The organism is Dorea sp. ICN-14282 (assembly GCF_037890115.1).
Taxonomy (GTDB): Bacteria; Bacillota; Clostridia; order Lachnospirales; family Lachnospiraceae; genus Dorea_B; species Dorea_B phocaeensis.
This window is the reverse complement of the sequence record NZ_JBBKBH010000002.1, coordinates 58,172-76,820: the sequence shown is the minus strand read 5'-3', so window position 1 is coordinate 76,820 and position 18,649 is coordinate 58,172. Positions and strand designations below refer to the sequence as shown.

The 18,649-nt window shown below is 43.9% G+C and carries 16 protein-coding genes; 14 read left to right on the top strand and 2 right to left on the bottom strand.

What is annotated here, in order from left to right:
* Nucleotides 1-84: 84 nt before the first annotated feature.
* From WKT00_RS05640 to WKT00_RS05630, 3 genes are all read left to right on the top strand, one after another.
* Nucleotides 85-774 carry an ABC transporter ATP-binding protein gene (locus WKT00_RS05640; RefSeq protein WP_101694847.1) on the top strand — a complete coding sequence of 230 codons (690 nt, stop codon included), beginning with the start codon at nt 85-87 and terminating at the stop codon, nt 772-774.
* Entirely contained in the window at nt 767-3,259 is a 2,493-nt protein-coding gene (locus WKT00_RS05635) for an ABC transporter permease (protein WP_340261709.1), read from the top strand. The genes WKT00_RS05640 and WKT00_RS05635 overlap by 8 nt, the downstream gene beginning before the upstream one ends.
* 249 nt (nt 3,260-3,508) lie before the next feature.
* Nucleotides 3,509-5,017, top strand: coding sequence for a WD40/YVTN/BNR-like repeat-containing protein (locus WKT00_RS05630; protein ID WP_101694845.1), 1,509 nt, complete (start codon nt 3,509-3,511; stop codon nt 5,015-5,017).
* Here the strand turns inward: WKT00_RS05630 and WKT00_RS05625 are convergent.
* A complete protein-coding gene (locus WKT00_RS05625; protein WP_101694844.1) occupies nt 5,010-5,483 on the bottom strand; it encodes a DUF5721 family protein in 474 nt (157 codons plus the stop codon). The genes WKT00_RS05630 and WKT00_RS05625 overlap by 8 nt on opposite strands.
* A 121-nt stretch (nt 5,484-5,604) precedes the next feature.
* On the opposite strand from WKT00_RS05625, the gene WKT00_RS05620 reads away from it, so the two are divergent.
* The 11 genes from WKT00_RS05620 (at nt 5,605) to WKT00_RS05570 (ending at nt 17,753) form a co-directional block, all read left to right on the top strand.
* Nucleotides 5,605-6,402 (top strand): GDSL-type esterase/lipase family protein, encoded by a 798-nt coding sequence (locus WKT00_RS05620; RefSeq protein ID WP_101694843.1) that lies wholly within the window; start codon nt 5,605-5,607, stop codon nt 6,400-6,402.
* Nucleotides 6,402-6,887: a DUF4358 domain-containing protein gene (locus WKT00_RS05615; RefSeq protein WP_101694842.1), complete on the top strand. Its 486-nt coding sequence runs from the start codon at nt 6,402-6,404 to the stop codon at nt 6,885-6,887. The genes WKT00_RS05620 and WKT00_RS05615 overlap by 1 nt, the downstream gene beginning before the upstream one ends.
* 16 nt (nt 6,888-6,903) lie before the next feature.
* Nucleotides 6,904-8,304, top strand: a complete 1,401-nt coding sequence (locus WKT00_RS05610; protein WP_101694841.1) for an MBOAT family O-acyltransferase — start codon at nt 6,904-6,906, stop codon at nt 8,302-8,304.
* An 8-nt stretch (nt 8,305-8,312) separates the two neighbouring features.
* Nucleotides 8,313-9,494, top strand: coding sequence for a DHHW family protein (locus tag WKT00_RS05605; RefSeq protein ID WP_173814542.1), 1,182 nt, complete (start codon nt 8,313-8,315; stop codon nt 9,492-9,494).
* On the top strand, nt 9,478-10,224 hold the full coding sequence (locus tag WKT00_RS05600; protein WP_101694840.1) for a pseudouridine synthase: 747 nt from the start codon (nt 9,478-9,480) through the stop codon (nt 10,222-10,224). Before WKT00_RS05605 ends, WKT00_RS05600 begins: the two co-directional genes overlap by 17 nt.
* Nucleotides 10,172-12,145 (top strand): NAD-dependent DNA ligase LigA, encoded by a 1,974-nt coding sequence (gene ligA / locus WKT00_RS05595; protein WP_244094120.1) that lies wholly within the window; start codon nt 10,172-10,174, stop codon nt 12,143-12,145. Before WKT00_RS05600 ends, ligA begins: the two co-directional genes overlap by 53 nt.
* Before the next feature lie 15 nt (nt 12,146-12,160).
* Complete coding sequence (gene clpX / locus WKT00_RS05590; protein ID WP_242962643.1) at nt 12,161-13,702, top strand: ATP-dependent Clp protease ATP-binding subunit ClpX; 1,542 nt, start codon at nt 12,161-12,163, stop codon at nt 13,700-13,702.
* Between the two features lie 103 nt (nt 13,703-13,805).
* Entirely contained in the window at nt 13,806-15,056 is a 1,251-nt protein-coding gene (locus WKT00_RS05585) for a cation:proton antiporter (RefSeq protein ID WP_173814541.1), read from the top strand.
* A 102-nt stretch (nt 15,057-15,158) separates the two neighbouring features.
* Complete coding sequence (locus WKT00_RS05580; protein WP_340261685.1) at nt 15,159-16,862, top strand: S8 family peptidase; 1,704 nt, start codon at nt 15,159-15,161, stop codon at nt 16,860-16,862.
* A 13-nt stretch (nt 16,863-16,875) separates the two neighbouring features.
* A complete protein-coding gene (locus WKT00_RS05575) occupies nt 16,876-17,166 on the top strand; it encodes a hypothetical protein (RefSeq protein ID WP_101694837.1) in 291 nt (96 codons plus the stop codon).
* 41 nt (nt 17,167-17,207) lie between these two features.
* Nucleotides 17,208-17,753, top strand: coding sequence for a signal peptidase II (locus WKT00_RS05570; RefSeq protein ID WP_101694836.1), 546 nt, complete (start codon nt 17,208-17,210; stop codon nt 17,751-17,753).
* On the opposite strand, the gene WKT00_RS05565 is transcribed toward WKT00_RS05570, so the two are convergent.
* Nucleotides 17,701-18,642, bottom strand: coding sequence for a D-2-hydroxyacid dehydrogenase (locus WKT00_RS05565; RefSeq protein WP_101694835.1), 942 nt, complete (start codon nt 18,640-18,642; stop codon nt 17,701-17,703). The genes WKT00_RS05570 and WKT00_RS05565 overlap by 53 nt on opposite strands.
* Between the last annotated feature and the right edge of the window lie 7 nt (nt 18,643-18,649).

The window sequence follows — 18,649 nt, the reverse complement described above, 5'->3', positions numbered from 1 at the left end:
TCGTAACTGGTTTGTGATTTTTCATTCGTATGATTTCCTTAGAAAGAGAAATCTTTCTGGATTACGAGAAAAGGAGACTAAAATATGGAATCATGGATTGTGAAGACGAAAAATCTAAAAAAATATTATCGTTTGGGAACTCATACGGTGAAAGCATTGGATGATGTGAATTTTGCAGTGAGAGAGCAGGAGTTTGTGGCGATCATTGGGAAATCGGGAAGTGGGAAAAGTACGCTTTTGCATATGATCGGCGGATTGGATACACCGACTTCAGGAGAAGTATATGTAGGGGATAAGGCGCTTGGGAAGCTTAGCAAAGAACAGCTTGCCATCTTCCGCAGAAGGAAGGTGGGCTTCGTATTCCAGAGTTATAATCTGGTGCCAGATCTCAATGTATATGAAAATGTAGTTCTTCCCATTGAGTTAGATGGAAAACACATTGACAGAGAATTTGTAGACGAGATATTAGAACTTCTTCAATTGGATGAAAAGCGGGAAGCGCTTCCGAATACGTTGTCGGGAGGACAGCAGCAGAGGGTAGCAATCGCAAGGGCAATTGCATCAAAGCCGAGCATCATTTTAGCCGACGAACCCACTGGAAATCTTGATACAGCAACCAGCCATGACGTTATGGGGCTTCTGAAAATGGTGGCGCGCCAGTTTAAGCAGACGGTGATTTTAATCACCCACGATCAGGATATTGCCCAGATGGCGGACCGTATTGTGAGAATTGAGGACGGTCATGTAGTAAAGGCGGGTGAGCTTGATGATTAAGAATAATAATCAGAAGGTGATCAGTCGTATGGCGGGGCGTTCTCTTAACAACAACCGGAGACGAAGCATGATTATGATTATGGCGGTGGCGCTTGCGACCTTTATGTTGTTCAGTGTATTTACGGTGGGCATTACATATTTTAAAATGCAGAAAACCCAGAATATCCGCCTCAATGGAGGGGAATATGATGCCATTTTATATGGGCTTACCAAAGAGCAGGAGGCGGTGTGTGAAAAGAATCCGGACATAAAAGAAACTGGAGCGGTGGTAGTCTGTGGTTATGTGGAGGAGACAGAAAAAGATAAAACACCGAATGTCGGCTTGGTGTGGGCAGATGATGCTTATTGGAATCAGATTAAGAGACCTGCGGTCAAATGGGTGAAGGGAAAATATCCAACCAAGGAAAATGAAGTGATGGCGTCGGTGGACGCGCTGAAGGAATGCGGTCTGGAAAATCTTGAAATCGGAGATTCCTTTCGGATGAAATACGGGGATAAAAACGGAAGCTATACAAAAGAATTTCGCATCTCCGGTATGTGGGAAGGCTATGGTGATACAGATACTTTTTATATGTCAAAAGCGTATTTTGAACAGTCCGGTTATGAACTTTATGATGTGAGGAGTACGAGGTATTATCTTGACTTTGAGAAGAAATATATGCCCAAGAAAGAACAGGATGTGTTTCTTGCAAGTATGGAGCTGGAAAAACAGCAGAATTTATTTTTCTTGTCTGATTACAGCAATGCTTTAGAGATTCTTATGGGAATGATCGGTTTGGTACTGATTACCTGTTTCAGTGCGTATTTGTTGATTTACAATATTTTATATCTCTCGGTATCCGGGAACGTCCGCTATTATGGACTTTTGCAGACTGTGGGGATGACCGGAAGACAAATTCACCGCTTTATGCACAGACAAATGATTTTTATTGCATCGATTGGGATGACAGTTGGACTTGCAGTCGGAAGTCTTGTGGCATTTTTCCTGATTCCAAAAGTGGTGAAGGCATTGGGAATACGGGAGGCAGTCATTGAAGTACGCTTTCATCCACTTGTGTTTTTGCTTACTATTTTACTTACAGGCGTTACCATTTATATGGGAAGCAGGAAGCCGGCGAAGCTGGCGGTTTCTATATCTCCGGTGGAAGCCCTTGGCTACCGCGTACAGACAGGAAAGAAGAGTATGCGGAAAACCGGGAATGGAAATCTGATCTTACGAATGGCGAAGGAACAACTTGCAAAAGATAAGAAAAAAACGGTTGTGGTGGTGTTGTCCTTGACGGTTAGCCTGTGTGTATTTCTGTGTCTGGTTACACTTCTTAAAAGCGAAGGACCACGGACAATCGTAGGAAATTATATGAATCTTGATCTGGTCGTGGAAAATGACACGCTCAAGGAGGAAAACCATAACGACTGGACGCAGATTATCGATGAAACCATGCTGGAGCAAATGAAAAAAACAGAAGGTGTCAAAGACGTTCATCCTATTAAGAGTACAGAGATTATGTTTCCGTGGGAATCGGAAGTGATCGATAAATGGATGGAAGAAAGTTATGATATGTGGATGTATTATCCATATGAAGAAGACCGGAAAGAACATCAGGAACATCCGGAGAATTTTGGCTCATTTATGATTGGCATTGACGAAATGGACTTTGATTATCTGAATCAATTACTGCAACATCCGATAGACAAAGATAGTTTCCTTTCCGGAGAGACTTGCTTAATTTATCGGAACAGTCTGGAATTTAAAAATAGTGATCTTACAGGAAAAAAGATTACTTGTGCAGAATATGGAAATGGAGAGCATACAAGAACATTTAAAATTGCAGGTTTGACAGATGAGAACTATTATACGGGGGCTCTCCTTGGTATGCCGCCAACTTTGATTGTCAGTGATCGGGCGATAGAAGAGTTTGCAGACAATACCTATGTATCCAAAGTGGGAATTAAGTACGAAGAGGAATACCAAAAAGAAACGGAAAATGCTCTTATGCAATTAATGAATGACAGTTCGCATTACAAAGATTTCTCCTTTGATTCTAAGATAGAAGAAGCAGAAGATGTAGAGAAGGCACAGGGAAATATGATGGGTGTAGGCATAGGAGTTGTGTTGATTTTGGCTTTGATTGGAATTTTGAATTATGTCAATACAATGACCGGAAATATACAGAGCCGCCAGACGGAATTGGCAATTTTGGAAAGTGTGGGAATGACGGAGAAACAGATGCGCCGGATGCTAATGATAGAAGGCTTGCTATTTGCGGGAATCTCTTTGTTCTTGACAGCAACGCTAGGAACCGCGGTAACTTATTATCTGTATCAGTCTATGAATTATCGCGGAGTACCTTTTATGATTCCGGTCTTTCCTGTCTTTATTATGGCGGTTATTGTAGTAGTCGTATGTGTGGCAGTGCCACTTATTGTTGAGCGGTTGATCGGCAGGAAAAAGTCAGTGGTAGAAAGAATTCGCACGGTGGAGTAACAAATAAGGAGAAGAATATAAAAAGGAAGACTGGGCAGATGGAGCCTCAGTCTTCCTTTTTCTTATCTTAGCACAGGCATATGTTGAATGCAATGAAAACACCTAAAAGGTATTTGCAAATTTACTTGACTTTTAATTCCTACATATGTAATATTTATGTAAATATCATAAACATTAGAAAGATATTTTTACGAATAACTGACAATGACATGAAAACGGTGTGGTTTCTATGATTTTGGAGGGAGAATTATGTTGCACGTATATAGGATTGGTGGAAAATTAAGCCTGGTATTTTACATTGTAATGCTGTATCAATTATGGCATTTATGTCAATATGGAGGACTGCGAAGTCATATGCTCAAATTGCTGGTTGTGCTATTGGGGCTCGTGTGCACTTTGGTTATGTGGCTGATTGGAAGAAAACATCAGAAAAAAGAAGACTCTGAAAATGGAATGAAAAAGAAAATTTTTTCTATAGAACTTGTAGTGATGCTTGCTGTGACATTGTTCTTTGGAGGGCGCATCATTTATTCTGCAATTCCGTACAATGGTGCGTTGTCCTGGAAGGTGTATGAATGGACGCACAAAAAAGAGATTGCGTTAGAACATAATAATTTATATGAAAGCGGAGTCGAAGGAATCTTATCGGACTTAGAGCAGGGATTAAAACTGCCGGAAACGCTCTATGTATCGGGAAGATTTCAGGTGTCCTTTGATGAAACCGGGGGAATTCAGAGCATTGACACCTTGTTGTACGGGCAGGATGAGAAAGGGAAGAAAAATACGTATCTCATTGAGTACAATTCCCAAAAAAGTGATACTATGACAGTCTGGACAGACGGCAATGCAGGCGGAGAATATGAGGAAGATATGCGCTTGTCTCCAATGAGCGAGATTTTGGAAAAGGCAGACTGGAAAAATCAGGTAAAGGAATGGGCAGAGTATAGCGGACAATCACAGACATATGAGATCCTTTATATGGGGCGCAGGGCATTTCAGACAGAAGAAGGTCTGCAATATATCGAAGGAAGTTCCAAAGGACAAGAAGGATATGGAGTATTGAGGGGAAACGAATATTTTAAACAGCTTAGAAATGGCGGTGAGATCATCGGGTTTGAAGTATCACTTCATATACCGGAAGTGGAGAGCGTGACGCCGGTACGCTATATGATGGAGCCGGAATATATTAGTCAAAAGGAAATAAAACAAAAAAATACACAGCAGCAAGTAGAATCGGCAAAAGATACCAAGCTTTGGACCATCGATCAAAGTGATGGAACGATGTATTTTTTCTTGAATGAGCAGAAAGGATGGCGCTTGGTGGTTGCTGATGCTGCTGCAGGAAGCAGATACTACGTGATGGAAAAGAGTGTGGATGCGGGAAAAACGTGGGAGAGAATCAATGAAGATCCATTCGGCGGGCAAATCGGAGTGACGGAAGGTCTGGTATTTTTTGACGAGCAGTTTGGAGTGATTGGACTTACAGGAGCATCACAGTCGGGTTCGGCGTTATATGCGACTAGAGATGGGGGACTGTCTTTTGAAAAAATAGAATTTCCTATGAGTGCAGTAATAGAAATGCCGGCAGTTGCAGAAGAATACGGATATACGGTGGAAGATTACGATTATTTCCATATGCCGCAGAAAGATGGAGATATATTGAAGGTAATGGTTACAACAGAGGCGAGTGAAAGCACTGGAATTGTATTTCGCTCAGCAGATCATGGAATTACATGGGAGTATGAGGGTATCATATAACCAATTCCAGTTCCAACAGTTTCTTCTGTGCTGCATCATCCCATGCTTTTTCCAGTGTCTTATCCATAGTGAACAATTTCAGAGAGATACCGGTAGTACAAGTTAAGCGGGTACCGTCATAGTTGAGGTTTAAATACATTCCCTGAATATCCTCCGGACGGAATCCGCTGACTTCGTATTTAAGGAGGAAGTCTGCAAAGTTTTCCGGAGCAAGAGAGAGGATAATCTTGAAGCTAAGCGGTGTCCGTTTTCCTCGAATGATCTGAAAACAGAATTCCCGCACATCTTTCCAGTGAGAGTGTACGTCTTCTGGTGCCTCGTCAAAAAAATCTTTTTTGAGGAAGCCATCGATAGTGAACGTGTTAAAGGTTGTGATTTCACCTTCAATAAATGAAAAGTGATCGAAAGTGTCCTTGAGAAGCAGATGGGACATACAATTTTTAGCGGATAAAGTTAGAATATTCATGTAAAAGCTCCTTTTGTAATGATATGAAAACAGTATAGCATAAGTTTGACTTTTGGGATAGAAAACAGTACAATAAAATCAGTATGTACGTGAATCAGCATATGTGACAGGGGAGAGAAAAGTGGGAACAAATAATAGACGACAGAGAAATAGAATAGAAGATAAGGATCATGTGCTTCGGATTGCATTGATGGTGGCTGCGGCGCTCCTGGTGATAGGGGTCATTATTGTGGTGATCCGGCTGATGAATCCGAAAGAGGACACGGAAAAAGGTGTAAAAAAGCTTGTGATTATGGAAGAAAAAGACGTGTCAGAAGTTGATCAGAAGATTCAGGCATTGGAGGAAGAAGAGCGTCTTGCTGATGAAGAATGGATGAATCGCCCAGCGGCAGAGAAGTTTGTGAATTGCCTTCTTATGGGAGATTCTGTAACACAGGGATTATATGCATATTCGATCCTGGATCAGTCGCTGGTGCAGGCCGAGCGCGGAGCGGGAGTTGCAGGCGGTAAGGATGGAATTATAGAAACACATATCGCGAAAGCATTGGAGATAAAGCCTCAGAAATTATTTCTCGCATATGGAATGAATGATATCAAGGGCTGCAATGGGGATCCGGCGGTTTTTCGTGAGAAATACGATGCGGTGATCAAGGAGTTGAAAGCAGGACTTCCGGAGACGAAGATTTATGTGAACAGTATCCTTCCTGTGAAGGCGTCTGTTGTGGAGGCAGAGCCGGTTTATGGGATGGTTCCGGAGTTTAATGCCCAGCTTCAACAGATGTGTGAGAAAGAGGGATTGACCTATATTGATAATACCGGACTGGTAGAAGAAGCATTTTACGAAGAGGATGGCATTCATATGTCGCCGGACTATTATACGGAGTGGGTGGAACACATGGCGGAGGTCGCAAAATTATAATGAAGAAGCAAAAGTTTGATATATTGAATTTGTTGAAATATGCGATGGTGCTGGTATTTATTGCTTACATTGTTTTTTTGAATATTCGTGAAGGTGGAAACAGCACACCGGTGAAGACGATACGCAAGGCAATTATGGCGGTGACAAAAGAAGACGGAATGACCAAAGGCACAACGCAGGATTTGAAAAAATACTATGGGCTTAATGCCGATGATTATGATGGAGTGATGCTCTACATTCCGGATGATGTGATGAGCGTCAATGAAATACTGGTTGTGAAGCTGAAAGATAAGTCGCAGGCAGAGTCGGTAGAGGCGGCAGCGGCAAAGAGACTTAGTACCCAGAAGGAAAGTTTTGAAGGGTATGGAGCAAAGCAGACGAAGCTTATTAACTCTGCGGTGCTGGAGAACAAAGGATACTATGTAATTCTGACTATTTCCAAAGATGCAGATCAAATCTATGAAGCATTTCAGAAGAGCATATAGAGAGGAACCATAACAGATGTTATTTAGCAGTATCGTATTTTTATTTACGTTTTTACCTATTATATTGATTTTATATTACTTGGTACCAAGACCTATGAAGAACGTGATTCTTCTCTTTGGAAGTCTTTTGTTCTATGCGTGGGGAGAACCGGTTTACATTTTCTTAATGATCTTTTCCATTCTGTTTAATTATATTTGCGGATTGGATATTGCGAGAAATTTGGGAGATCAGGCGGCAGCAAGGAGAAGTCTGATCTTTACGGTGGCAGTAAACCTATGTATTCTTGGCTTTTTTAAATATGAAGGATTTGTGCTAGACAGCCTAAGTGCCGTGCTACCGGTAGACATTTCTTACCGGGCAATGGCGCTTCCAATCGGAATTTCCTTCTATACATTCCAGATCTTATCGTATATTATTGATGTTTATCGGGGGCATGTAAAGGTGCAGACCAATCTTTTGGATTTTGCGCTTTATGTAACCATGTTCCCGCAGTTGATTGCAGGACCGATCGTGCAGTATGCAGATGTGGATCGTCAGCTTCATGTAAGGAAAGAGTCCTGGGGAAAATTTGGCGAGGGAAGTATGTTCTTTATTCGAGGACTGGCAAAGAAAGTGCTGCTAGCTAACACTATCGGTATGGTATATACAGAGGTGGCGGCGCTTGCTCCTGGAAAGGTGTCTGTCTTAAGCGCCTGGATTGGATGTATTTCCTATGCTTTCCAGATTTATTTTGACTTCAGCGGTTATTCTGATATGGCAATCGGTCTGGGCAAGATGTTTGGATTTGAATTCTTAAAGAACTTTGATTATCCGTATATTTCTCAGAGTATTACGGAGTTCTGGAGGAGATGGCATATTTCTTTGGGAAGTTGGTTTCGAGAGTATGTATACATCCCTCTTGGCGGGAACCGTGTTCCGGTTATCAAGCATCTTCGTAACCTTCTGATTGTATGGTTTTTGACGGGACTTTGGCATGGCGCTGCATGGAATTTCGTAGCCTGGGGACTCTATTATGGACTTATTTTGATTCTTGAAAAATATTTCCTTAGCAGAGTACTGGAGCGGCTCCCGGCAGTGATTCGACATATCTATAGCCTTGTACTTGTGCTGATTGGCTGGGTATTCTTCTTTAGCCCGACCCTTGGCGGTGCGGTAGATTATATTCAGCTGATGTTTGGCGTTGGTGCAAATGGGCTGGTTGACAGCGAGGGACTTTATCTTTTGACGACGAATCTGCTCTTATTGATTTTGTTGGTGATCGGTTCTACGCCGATAGTACACAGAGCCTATGAACGAGTTATGGCAGGAAGAGGCAAGATTCTGGCAAATTGTGTGGTATATGCGGCAATGTTTCTGTTGTGTATTGCATATTTGGTAACAGAGACATATAATCCATTTTTGTATTTTAGATTTTAGGAGTAAGTATGGGACAATCGGATGGTGGAAATAGAAGAAAATTGCAGAGAATGAAAGCGGCGGCAATCGTATTTCTGGCAACGACAGGGCTGATTTGTCTGGTCAACCTGGTTTCCCAGGATAAGGAGTTCTCAGAGAAGGAGAACAGAGTGCTGGAGCAAAAGCCAAAGCTTACCTTAGGGGCAGTGGAAAGTGGAAGATTTATGAAGCAGTATGAATCTTATAAATCCGACCAGTTTGCCGGGAGAGATTTCTGGGTATCTTTAAAGACCAGAGTTGATCTGATTGCCGGAAAGCGTAAGGCGAACGGTGTATTCAAAGGAAGCGATAATTATCTGCTGGAAGATATTTCTGTGATGAATGAAGAACAGGTGAAGAAGAATACGGATGCGATCCGTGCATTTGCAGAGGAGTATCCGGAGCTTCCCGTGTATATGATGCTGGTGCCAAACGCGGCGAATGTACTGCAAGATAAGCTTCCGCCTTTTGCAGTGACAGAAGATCAGGATGCACAGTTTGCGAAGATTCAAAAAGACCTGGGCGATTCGGTTCATTGGATTGATGTCAGCAAGGCGATGAAGAAGCATAAGAATGAAGAGATTTACTATCACACGGATCATCACTGGACGACGCTTGGTGCCTCCTATGCTTACGAGACACTGGTAAAGAACATGAAATTGGATCCGAGTAAGGTGCCGGCGTTTAAACCTTACGCAGTGGCGAACGATTTTAACGGAACCTTGTCTTCGACCAGCGGATATGAGGCTGGATACGAGGAATCAATTTATATTTATGCGCCTAAAAAAGACAAGGACGCAGTGGAAGTAGTGGTCAACTATGTGGACGAGCAGAAAAAGACTGCGACGCTTTATGACCGTTCCAAATTGAAGGGGAAGGACAAGTATGGCATGTTTCTGGGAGGAAATTATTCGATGCTTGATATCCGAACGACAGCGGATACGACGGCAAGACTCTTGCTCTTTAAAGATTCTTATGCCAATGCAGTGATTCCGTTTTTGACACCGTATTATCGGGAAATCATTGTGATTGATCCCCGATATTATTATGGAGATATTACAGAAGTGATGCAGAATCATAAAATTACAGACATTTTATTCCTGTATAACGGCAACACATTTGTAGAAGATAACAGTATCAGTGGAGTATTGCAAAATGGTGAGACTGAATAAATATTTAAGTGAAGCCGGGGTCTGTTCCAGACGGGAAGCGGATCGCCTGATTGAGAGCGGGCGGGTGACCGTGGATGGAAAACGGGCAGTTCCCGGAATGAAAGTAGAGCCGGGGCAGGAAGTCCGGCTTGGAAAGAAACGAATTGCACATGGGCAGGAGAAGATAGTCCTGGCGGTCCATAAGCCCGCCGGGATTGTTTGTACTGAGGATAAACGAGAGAAGAAAAATATTATCCGATATTTGAATTATCCAGTAAGGGTGACCTATGCAGGGCGTTTGGATAAAGAGTCGGAAGGACTTTTGATTATGACCAATGACGGAGATCTGATCAATGGGATGATGCGTGCCAGATACGGCCATGAGAAGGAATACCGCGTGCGGGTAGACCGTCCGATTACGGATGCCTTTGTCAAAGAGATGGAAGAGGGCGTCCGCCTGGTGGATTCGGAGAAAGGGATGGACGTCGTTACCCGGCCATGCAAGGTGGAACAAGTAGGGAAATATACGTTTACCATTATCTTGACGCAGGGATTGAATCGACAAATCAGAAGGATGTGCAGCGCACTTGGTTATCAGGTGGAACGTCTGGTAAGGACGCGAATTATGAACGTTGAACTGGGAAGCTTAAAGCCGGGGCAGGTACGGCAATTGACAAAAACAGAATTAGAGGGATTGTATGAACAAATCAAAGAAAATCAGGATGCAGGAACTGGTAGAGCTGCTAAATAGAGCCGGAAAGGCATATTATCAGGATGCGCAGGAGATTATGAGTAATTATGAGTATGATAAGCTTTACGATGAGCTTCTGGCACTGGAGAAGGAACTGGGGATTACGCTGTCGGCAAGCCCGACGGTTCATGTGGGATACGAAGTATTAAGTGAACTTCCAAAAGAACGCCACGAAAAGCCGATGTTATCTCTGGACAAGACAAAGGATATTGGGGCGTTAAAGGATTTTGTGGGAGATCAGAAGGCCCTTTTGTCCTGGAAATTGGACGGGCTGACGATTGTGCTTACCTATCAGGGAGGCATGCTTCAGAAGGCGGTTACCAGAGGAAATGGCGAAGTGGGTGAGGTAATCACCAACAATGCCAAAATGTTCAAGAATATTCCGCTTCAGATTGCCTATCAGGGTGAACTGATTTTAAGAGGCGAAGCGGTAATTGGGTATCGGGATTTTGAAAAAATTAATGCTGAGATTGAAGATGTAGCGGCAAAATATAAGAATCCGCGGAATCTCTGCAGTGGATCTGTGCGGCAGCTGAATAATGAAATTACAGCGAAGCGAAATGTCTGTTTCTATGCATTTACGTTGGTGCAGGCGCCGGAGGTGGATTTTCATAATTCCAGAGCCTGTCAGATGGAGTGGCTGAAAGGGCAGGGCTTCGATGTGGTGGAATATGAGATGGTGGAGCGGGATACGGTAGAATCTGTGGTAAAAGCCTTTGAACAAAAGATTGAAGGAAATGACTTCCCGTCCGACGGACTGGTACTGGTGTATGACGATATCGCTTATGGACAGTCTCTTGGACGCACGTCTAAATTTCCGAGGGATTCTTATGCGTTTAAGTGGAGCGATGAAATTAAACGAACCAGGCTTCTGGAGATCGAATGGAGTCCATCACGCACAGGGCTGATTAACCCGGTTGCGATCTTTGAACCGGTGGAACTGGAAGGAACAACGGTCAGCCGTGCCAGTGTCCATAATATTAGCATTATGGAAGAATTGGAGTTGGGAATAGGAGACGAGATTGAAGTTTATAAGGCAAATATGATTATTCCCCAGATTGCAGAAAATCTGACCAGGAGCGGTGTAAAAGAGATTCCGAAAGCCTGTCCTGTCTGTGCAGGACCAACAGAAATAAGGCAGGTAAGTAATGCGAAAGCCCTCTATTGTACCAATGAAGAATGCCAGGCAAAGCACGTGAAATCATTTGCGCTGTTTGTCAGTCGGGATGCGTTAAATATCGAAGGATTATCTGAGGCAACACTGGAAAAATTCATTGCGATGGGGTATATTAAAGAATATGCGGATATTTTCCATTTGGATCGTTACCGGGAAGAGATTCAGTCAATGGAAGGATTTGGGGAGAAGTCTTATCAAAATCTGATAGACAGCATTGAAAAGGCCAGGGTGACGACGCTTCCAAGAGTCATCTATGCGCTGGGAATTGCGAATATCGGACTGGCCAATGCGAAGATGATCTGCAAAGAATTTCAAAATGATGTAGAGAAGATGCTTCAGGCAGATATGGAGGCGTTGAATGCGATTCCGGGTGTAGGAGAAGTGATTGCGAAAGCTTATGTAGATTACTTTTCTTCGGAAATCCATGTGAAGAGATTCAAGGATCTGCTTGAGGAACTTATGATTCCGAAGGAGGAAGGCGAGGAAAAAGAACAAATCTTTGCAGGAATGAATTTTGTAATTACAGGTAGTGTAGAACACTTTGCAAATCGGGGGGAGATCAAGGCGTTGATTGAAAGTCTTGGAGGAAAGGTGACCGGATCGGTTACGTCCAAGACGAATTATCTGATCAATAATGATGTAACTTCTACATCTTCTAAAAATAAAAAGGCAAATGAACTGGGGATTCCGATTTTGTCAGAAGAGGCATTTTTGCAAATGACAAAGACGGAAGAAACGGAGTAGAAAGAAGGAATAGACATGTCAGAGGAAATTAATTTTAACGAAATTGACGGGGAAGAGCTGGATGCAATGAAGCAGGAGGTTGCTTCCCATAAACTGGAAAAAGAAGAGCAAAAGGAAGCGTCAAAAGTAAAAGAGGAAGTAGAAAAAGCGCAGGGAGAAGTAGAACCGACGAAGAAAGATACCGGAAAGAATGAAGGAACGGATGATGGATATGAGAAGTTCTGTTTTATCTGCAGACGTCCGGAGAGTGTGGCGGGAAAGATGATCGAGCTTCCTAACAATATCAGTGTGTGCAGTGATTGTATGCAAAAGAGCTTTGATGCCATGTCCAGCGGACAGATTGATTACAGCCGGTTAATGAATATGCCGGGAGTACAGATTTTCAATATGTCAGATATGGAACAGGCAATTCCGAAGCAGCAGAAAGTGAAGAAGAAAAAAGAAGGCGAAGAGAAGACGCCTCTGATTGATATTCGTAAGATTCCGGCGCCGCATAAGATTAAAGCAAGCCTGGATGAATATGTAGTGGGTCAAGAGTATGCCAAGAAGGCAATGTCAGTTGCTGTTTATAACCATTATAAACGTGTGGCGACAGATTCCATGGATGATATTGAGATTGAGAAGTCCAATATGCTGATGATCGGACCGACAGGTTCTGGAAAAACGTACCTGGTAAAGACATTAGCCAGAATTCTGGATGTGCCTTTGGCAATTACAGATGCAACATCATTGACAGAGGCCGGATATATTGGGGACGATATTGAAAGTGTCGTGTCTAAACTTTTGGCGGCAGCAGATAATGATGTGGAGAAAGCAGAGCAGGGAATTATTTTCATTGACGAGATTGATAAGATTGCAAAGAAGAAGAATTCCAGCCAGCGGGATGTCAGCGGTGAATCGGTACAGCAAGGAATGTTAAAGCTTCTGGAGGGAAGCGACGTGGAAGTGCCGGTGGGAGCGAATAGTAAGAATGCCATGGTACCTCTGACAACGGTAAATACCAAGAACATTCTTTTCATCTGTGGCGGAGCATTTCCGGATTTGGAGGGAATTATTAAGGAGCGTCTGACGAAACAGGCATCCATTGGATTTGGAGCAGACTTAAAAGATAAATACGATCATGATAAGACAATCCTTAGTAAAGTGACTGTGGAAGATCTTCGTAACTTTGGAATGATTCCGGAGTTCTTAGGGCGTCTGCCGATTATCTTTACCTTACAGGGAATGAACGAAGAAATGCTGATCCAGATCTTAAAAGAGCCAAAGAATGCGATCTTAAAGCAGTATCAGAAGTTGTTGGCGTTGGATGAAGTGAAGTTGGAGTTTGATGACGGAGCATTGTCTGCAATTGCTGAGAAAGCAATTAAAAAAGACACTGGAGCCAGAGCGCTTCGCGCCATTATTGAGGAATTTATGCTGGATATCATGTACGAAATTCCAAAGGATGACAATATCGGTCAGGTGACCATTACGAGAGCATACATAGAAGGAACGGGCGGGCCGATTATCAGTCTGCGAGGGCAGGAAGTACAGCAGATTGAACAGAAAAACGGTTAAAAAAGCAACGATAAATGTTAAAAGTTATATTGAAAAAAGCAGATAATTGATGTATTCTAGTAAAGGTTTTTTTAGAATTCAAAAAAGGAAGAAGGAATAAGAGATGGACTACAAATATTTACTGGACTTGGCAATTATTCTGCTGTGTACCAAGGTGCTTGGCCTGGCGACTAGAAAAGTACAGATGCCGCAGGTAGTTGGAGCGCTTCTGGCGGGACTCTTATTAGGACCTGCTGTAGGAGGTGTTCTGACAGAAACTCCGTTTATTACGGCAGTGGCAGAACTTGGCGTCATTGTCTTGATGTTCTGTGCCGGACTGGAGACGGACATTAAGGAACTGAAAGCAAGCGGGAAAGCATCTTTTGTGATTGCGCTGTGCGGTGTGCTGGTTCCATTAGCGGGAGGATTTGCGCTGGCTCATTTCTTTAATAAGCCGGGTATGATTGCATCAGATGCAAATGGGACGATATTCTTACAGAATATTTTTATCGGAATTGTGCTGACTGCGACGTCTGTAAGTATTACCGTTGAGACATTGAAGGAACTTGGAAAGTTAAAGACGCGATCCGGAAATGCGATTTTGGGTGCGGCGATCATCGATGATATTCTTGGTATTATCGCACTGACGATCGTGACAAGCCTTGCGGATTCTTCGGTAAGTATTGTGGCTGTTCTTTTGAAGATTGTGGGATTCTTCGTATTTGCCGGAGTGGTTGGATTCCTGTTCTATATGGCATATAAGAAGTGGACGGAAGCAGCGCCGAAAAATCTGCATCGCCACGTGATTATTGCGTTTGTATTCTGTCTTCTGATGGCATACATTGCAGAAGAAGTGTTTGGAGTGGCTGATATTACGGGAGCATTCATTGCCGGACTCATTATCTCCAATACACAGCGTTCCATGTTCGTGGAGACCAAATTCGATACACTGTCGTATCTTCTGCTTTCTCCGGTATTCTTTGCAAGTATTGGACTGAAAGTAGAACTGCCGAAAATGTCCGGTACGATTGTATTGTTTTCCGTACTGCTGATTGTTGTGGCAGTGCTGACGAAGATTGTCGGATGCGGGCTTGGTGCAAAACTTTGTAAATACAAGCCGTACCAGTGTAAGCGAATTGGTGTGGGAATGATTTCTCGAGGCGAAGTTGCGTTGATTGTAGCGAGCAAAGGTGAAAGTATTGGCCTTTTGGGAACGTCATTTTTAGCGCCAGTGATCATCATGGTTGTGGTAACGACGATTATTACGCCGATTCTTTTGAAGATTGTATTCAAGCAGGGACCAGAACCGCCGGTTCCGAAGGAAGAAGAAGTTTCAAGCTTCTACGAGGAAGCAGCGGCTGTGCGTGGAGAGTAATCCGTTACGGGAAGAATCTGTAAGATCAGATTTGGTCTGATACATAGGAAGGAAGATACCTCATATACTTAATCAAAGAAGTATATGAGGTGTTTTTTTATTATGAATGGTGAAATGTGCAGAGAAAAGATTTTGTCGGAGGACTATTGGGATTTCTTGATTCCCGGATACCGATCGGAAGAAGAGATCCTGCTTCCGGGGGAACGGGGATGTTTTCAGGGGATGGATTTTGGATATCGAACGCTTTATGTGGACAGTAAGCCGCTAGGAGAGCTTTCTATGGGAGAATATTGGTATAATTCCATTCCTAACTGTTATGCACTTCTTGATATGGAGGCGTTAAATGCAGCAGGAATCCGCACGGTGCAGACTTATCCGTCTCTGCAGCTTTCAGGAGAAAATATTATGATTGGATTTTTGGATACCGGAATTGATTATCGACATCCGGTTTTTAGAAATATCGATGGCTCTACCAGAATTGTTGGAATTTGGGATCAGACAGATCAGACGGGCAATCCACCGGAGGGGCTTGATTATGGGAGCAGTTATACAAAGGAACAGATTGATGAAGCGCTTCGGGAATCAGATCCATTTACAGTTGTGCCGCAGAGGGATGAGAATGGTCATGGAACCTATCTTGCCAGTGTGGCAGCGGGAGGTGCGGATGTAGAAAATGGATTTTCAGGAGCTGCGCCGGAGGCGTCTTTGGCAGTGGTAAAGTTAAAACCTGCAAAGCGTTATCTGAAGCAGTTTTATGGGATTCGGGAAGACGCTGTCTGTTATCAGGAAAATGATATTATGCTGGGGCTTCGTTATCTAAATCAAGTGGCGAAGGATAAGAGGATGCCGCTGGTGATCTGTTTGGCGCTGGGGACAAATTTTGGTGGGCATAATGGGACGACACTTTTGTCGATTATGTTGGATCGTTATGCGGCAATGCCGAATCGTACGGTGGTGATGGGGACGGGGAATGAGGCGGCAGAACGCCATCATTATCGATATGTGCTGACGGATAAATCGGATGTGGCGCGGGCTGAAATTCGAGTGGGAGAAGGAGTCGGAGGATTCGCAGCGGAGGTTTGGACGGAGATTCCTAATGTGGTTACTGTTTCTATTACGTCACCATCCGGAGAACAAAGCAGAAAGATTTCTCTGCGCCAGGGGGATCGCTATCATCTGATGTTTTCTTTTGACCGTACGGAGGTGACGCTGGAGTATCGTCTGCTGTTGGAAAATAATGATTCCCAGTTGATTTTTCTTCGTTTCCATGAACCGGCGGCAGGAATTTGGAGGATTGACGTGGAGCCCATCCAGTTGTCGGATGGTGAGATTCATATCTGGCTTCCGATTCAGGAGTTTTTGTCTGGTGAAGTCTATTTTCTGGAAGCAGATCCTAATGTGACACTGACGGAACCGGGAACAGGTCAGCTTGCCATGACGGCGGCTTATTACAATGGGACGGACAATGGAGTTGATATTCATTCGGGAAGGGGATATACTAGGAATGGAAGAACCAAGCCGGATTACGCGGCTCCGGGGGTACAGGTGCTGGGAGCGGGCTTAGATGGAAGGTTCGTGACACGAAGTGGTTCCAGTGTGGCTACGGGGATTGCGGCAGGAGCATCGGCGCTGTTAATGGAGTGGGTTGCAAGGCAGCCCGGTATACACGGGATGAATTCCATCGAAATTCGGAATATGATTGTCCTGGGAGCGAATCAGCGGGAGGGAATGGAATATCCGAACCGAGAATGGGGATATGGAACTCTGAATCTGTATCAGTCGTTAGATATCCTGCGTGGGCTATGAAAGGAGAAGGAAAATGGCAGATTTTTTTGAAGAACTCGGAAAGAAGATTTCAGATGCGGCGAGCGAGATTGGAAAAACGGCAGAGGATGCGCTGGAAATCCAGAAATTAAAGAGTGATATTCGTTCTATGAAGCGAGCCAACGACCGGGATATGCTGCATCTTGGAAGGATGGTTTACGATAAATTCCAAAAAGGAGAAGTTGACGATACGGATTACATTTCCTTATGTGAAGAGACGGAAAAGAGGGAGCAGGAGATGGAACGCCTGGAGGAAGAGATCGCGAAGATCCAGGAGATGCGCTAGGAATCAGTGGTTTTATGTGAAGAGAGGCAGCGTGGAGCGTTATGAGAGGAACGGTAAGAAAAGAGAAGAAGGTCATCGGAAAGAGTAGGAAAAAGAAAAGAGAGTTTTGGAGTGCGGGGGAGTGGTTTCTCGTTCTTTTGGGGATAGATCTTCTGGCAAAGCAGTATGTGGAAGAAACGATGCTGGAGGGAGAGGAACGAGAGATACCGGGAAAGAAACTAATCCTTCGGAAAGTATATAATCGGGGATTTCTTTTGAATACCCTGGAAGAGCATCCGGACATCGTGAAGGCAGTTTCCCTTGCGGCGGGAGCGGGGTTCCTTCTATATGACGGATATCTTTTTACCCGGAAAGGAAATCGACTGGAGAAGCTGGGGTTGATTCTGGCAGGCGCAGGGGGAGCCAGTAACCTTGCAGACCGGCTGTTTCGAGGACGAGTGGTGGACTATATTGGAGTGAAAAGCCGTTCGTCCTTTTTGTCACGCCTGACAGCGAATTTAGGGGATCTTTATCTTTTTATCGGAGCGGTTATAGTCATGGTGTCTCAGAAAAGAAAGCGCGGATCTGTTCGCAGATCGTCGTCATAAGGCGGGTTCTGGATTCTATGCTTGCCCAGGCAATGTGGGGAGTGATGAAAAGGCGCCTGCTGTCTTTGATGGACAGGAGCGGCGAGTCTTCCTGCATGGGTTCCTCACAGAGTACATCAAGCCCGGCAGCAGCGATTTTGTGTTCGATAAGTGCATCTGCCAGATCCTGTTCTGACACGATGGCGCCGCGGCCGAGGTTTAAGAAGATGCAGGAGTTTTTCATCTGGTCAAACGCAGACTTGGTAATCAGATGGCGGGTAGAGGGAGTGAGCGGCGCATGAACGGACAGGATGTCAGATTCGGAAAGCAGCGCCTGAAAATCTACCTGCCGATAGCCTGGCTGCTGGGGGCTTCCGGAAGGAGAATAGTAGATGACATTTGCGCCGAATGCTTTGGCGATTTCTGCCACCTTGCGTCCAATATTTCCAAGACCGATAATTCCCCAGGTCTTTCCATTTATTTCGTGAAATTGTTCTGTAAAATGTGAGAAGCCAGTATCGTTGATATAATGCTCTTCTTTCACATAATCATCATAGAATCTCAATTTTTCCAATAGGTAAAAAAGCATAGCGAAAGTATGCTGGGCAACGGAGTCGGTAGAGTAGCCGCTGACGTTGCGCCAGGCAATGTTATGCTCTTCAAGATAAGATTTATCCAAGTGGTTTGTTCCGGTTCCGGTGGTGCAGACTAGCTTCAGATGAGAGGCTTTGCCGATTGTGGAAGCATTAATGGGAATCTTGTTGGTGAGAATGACATCTGCATCGAATGCTCTTGACGGCACTTCTTCCAGAGAAGAGAAGTCGTGCCGAGTGACGGTGCCAATCTGGTCAAACATAGTCAGATCCAAGTCTTTGCCGAGAGTAGCGGCATCTAAAAAAACAATTTTCATAAGAATA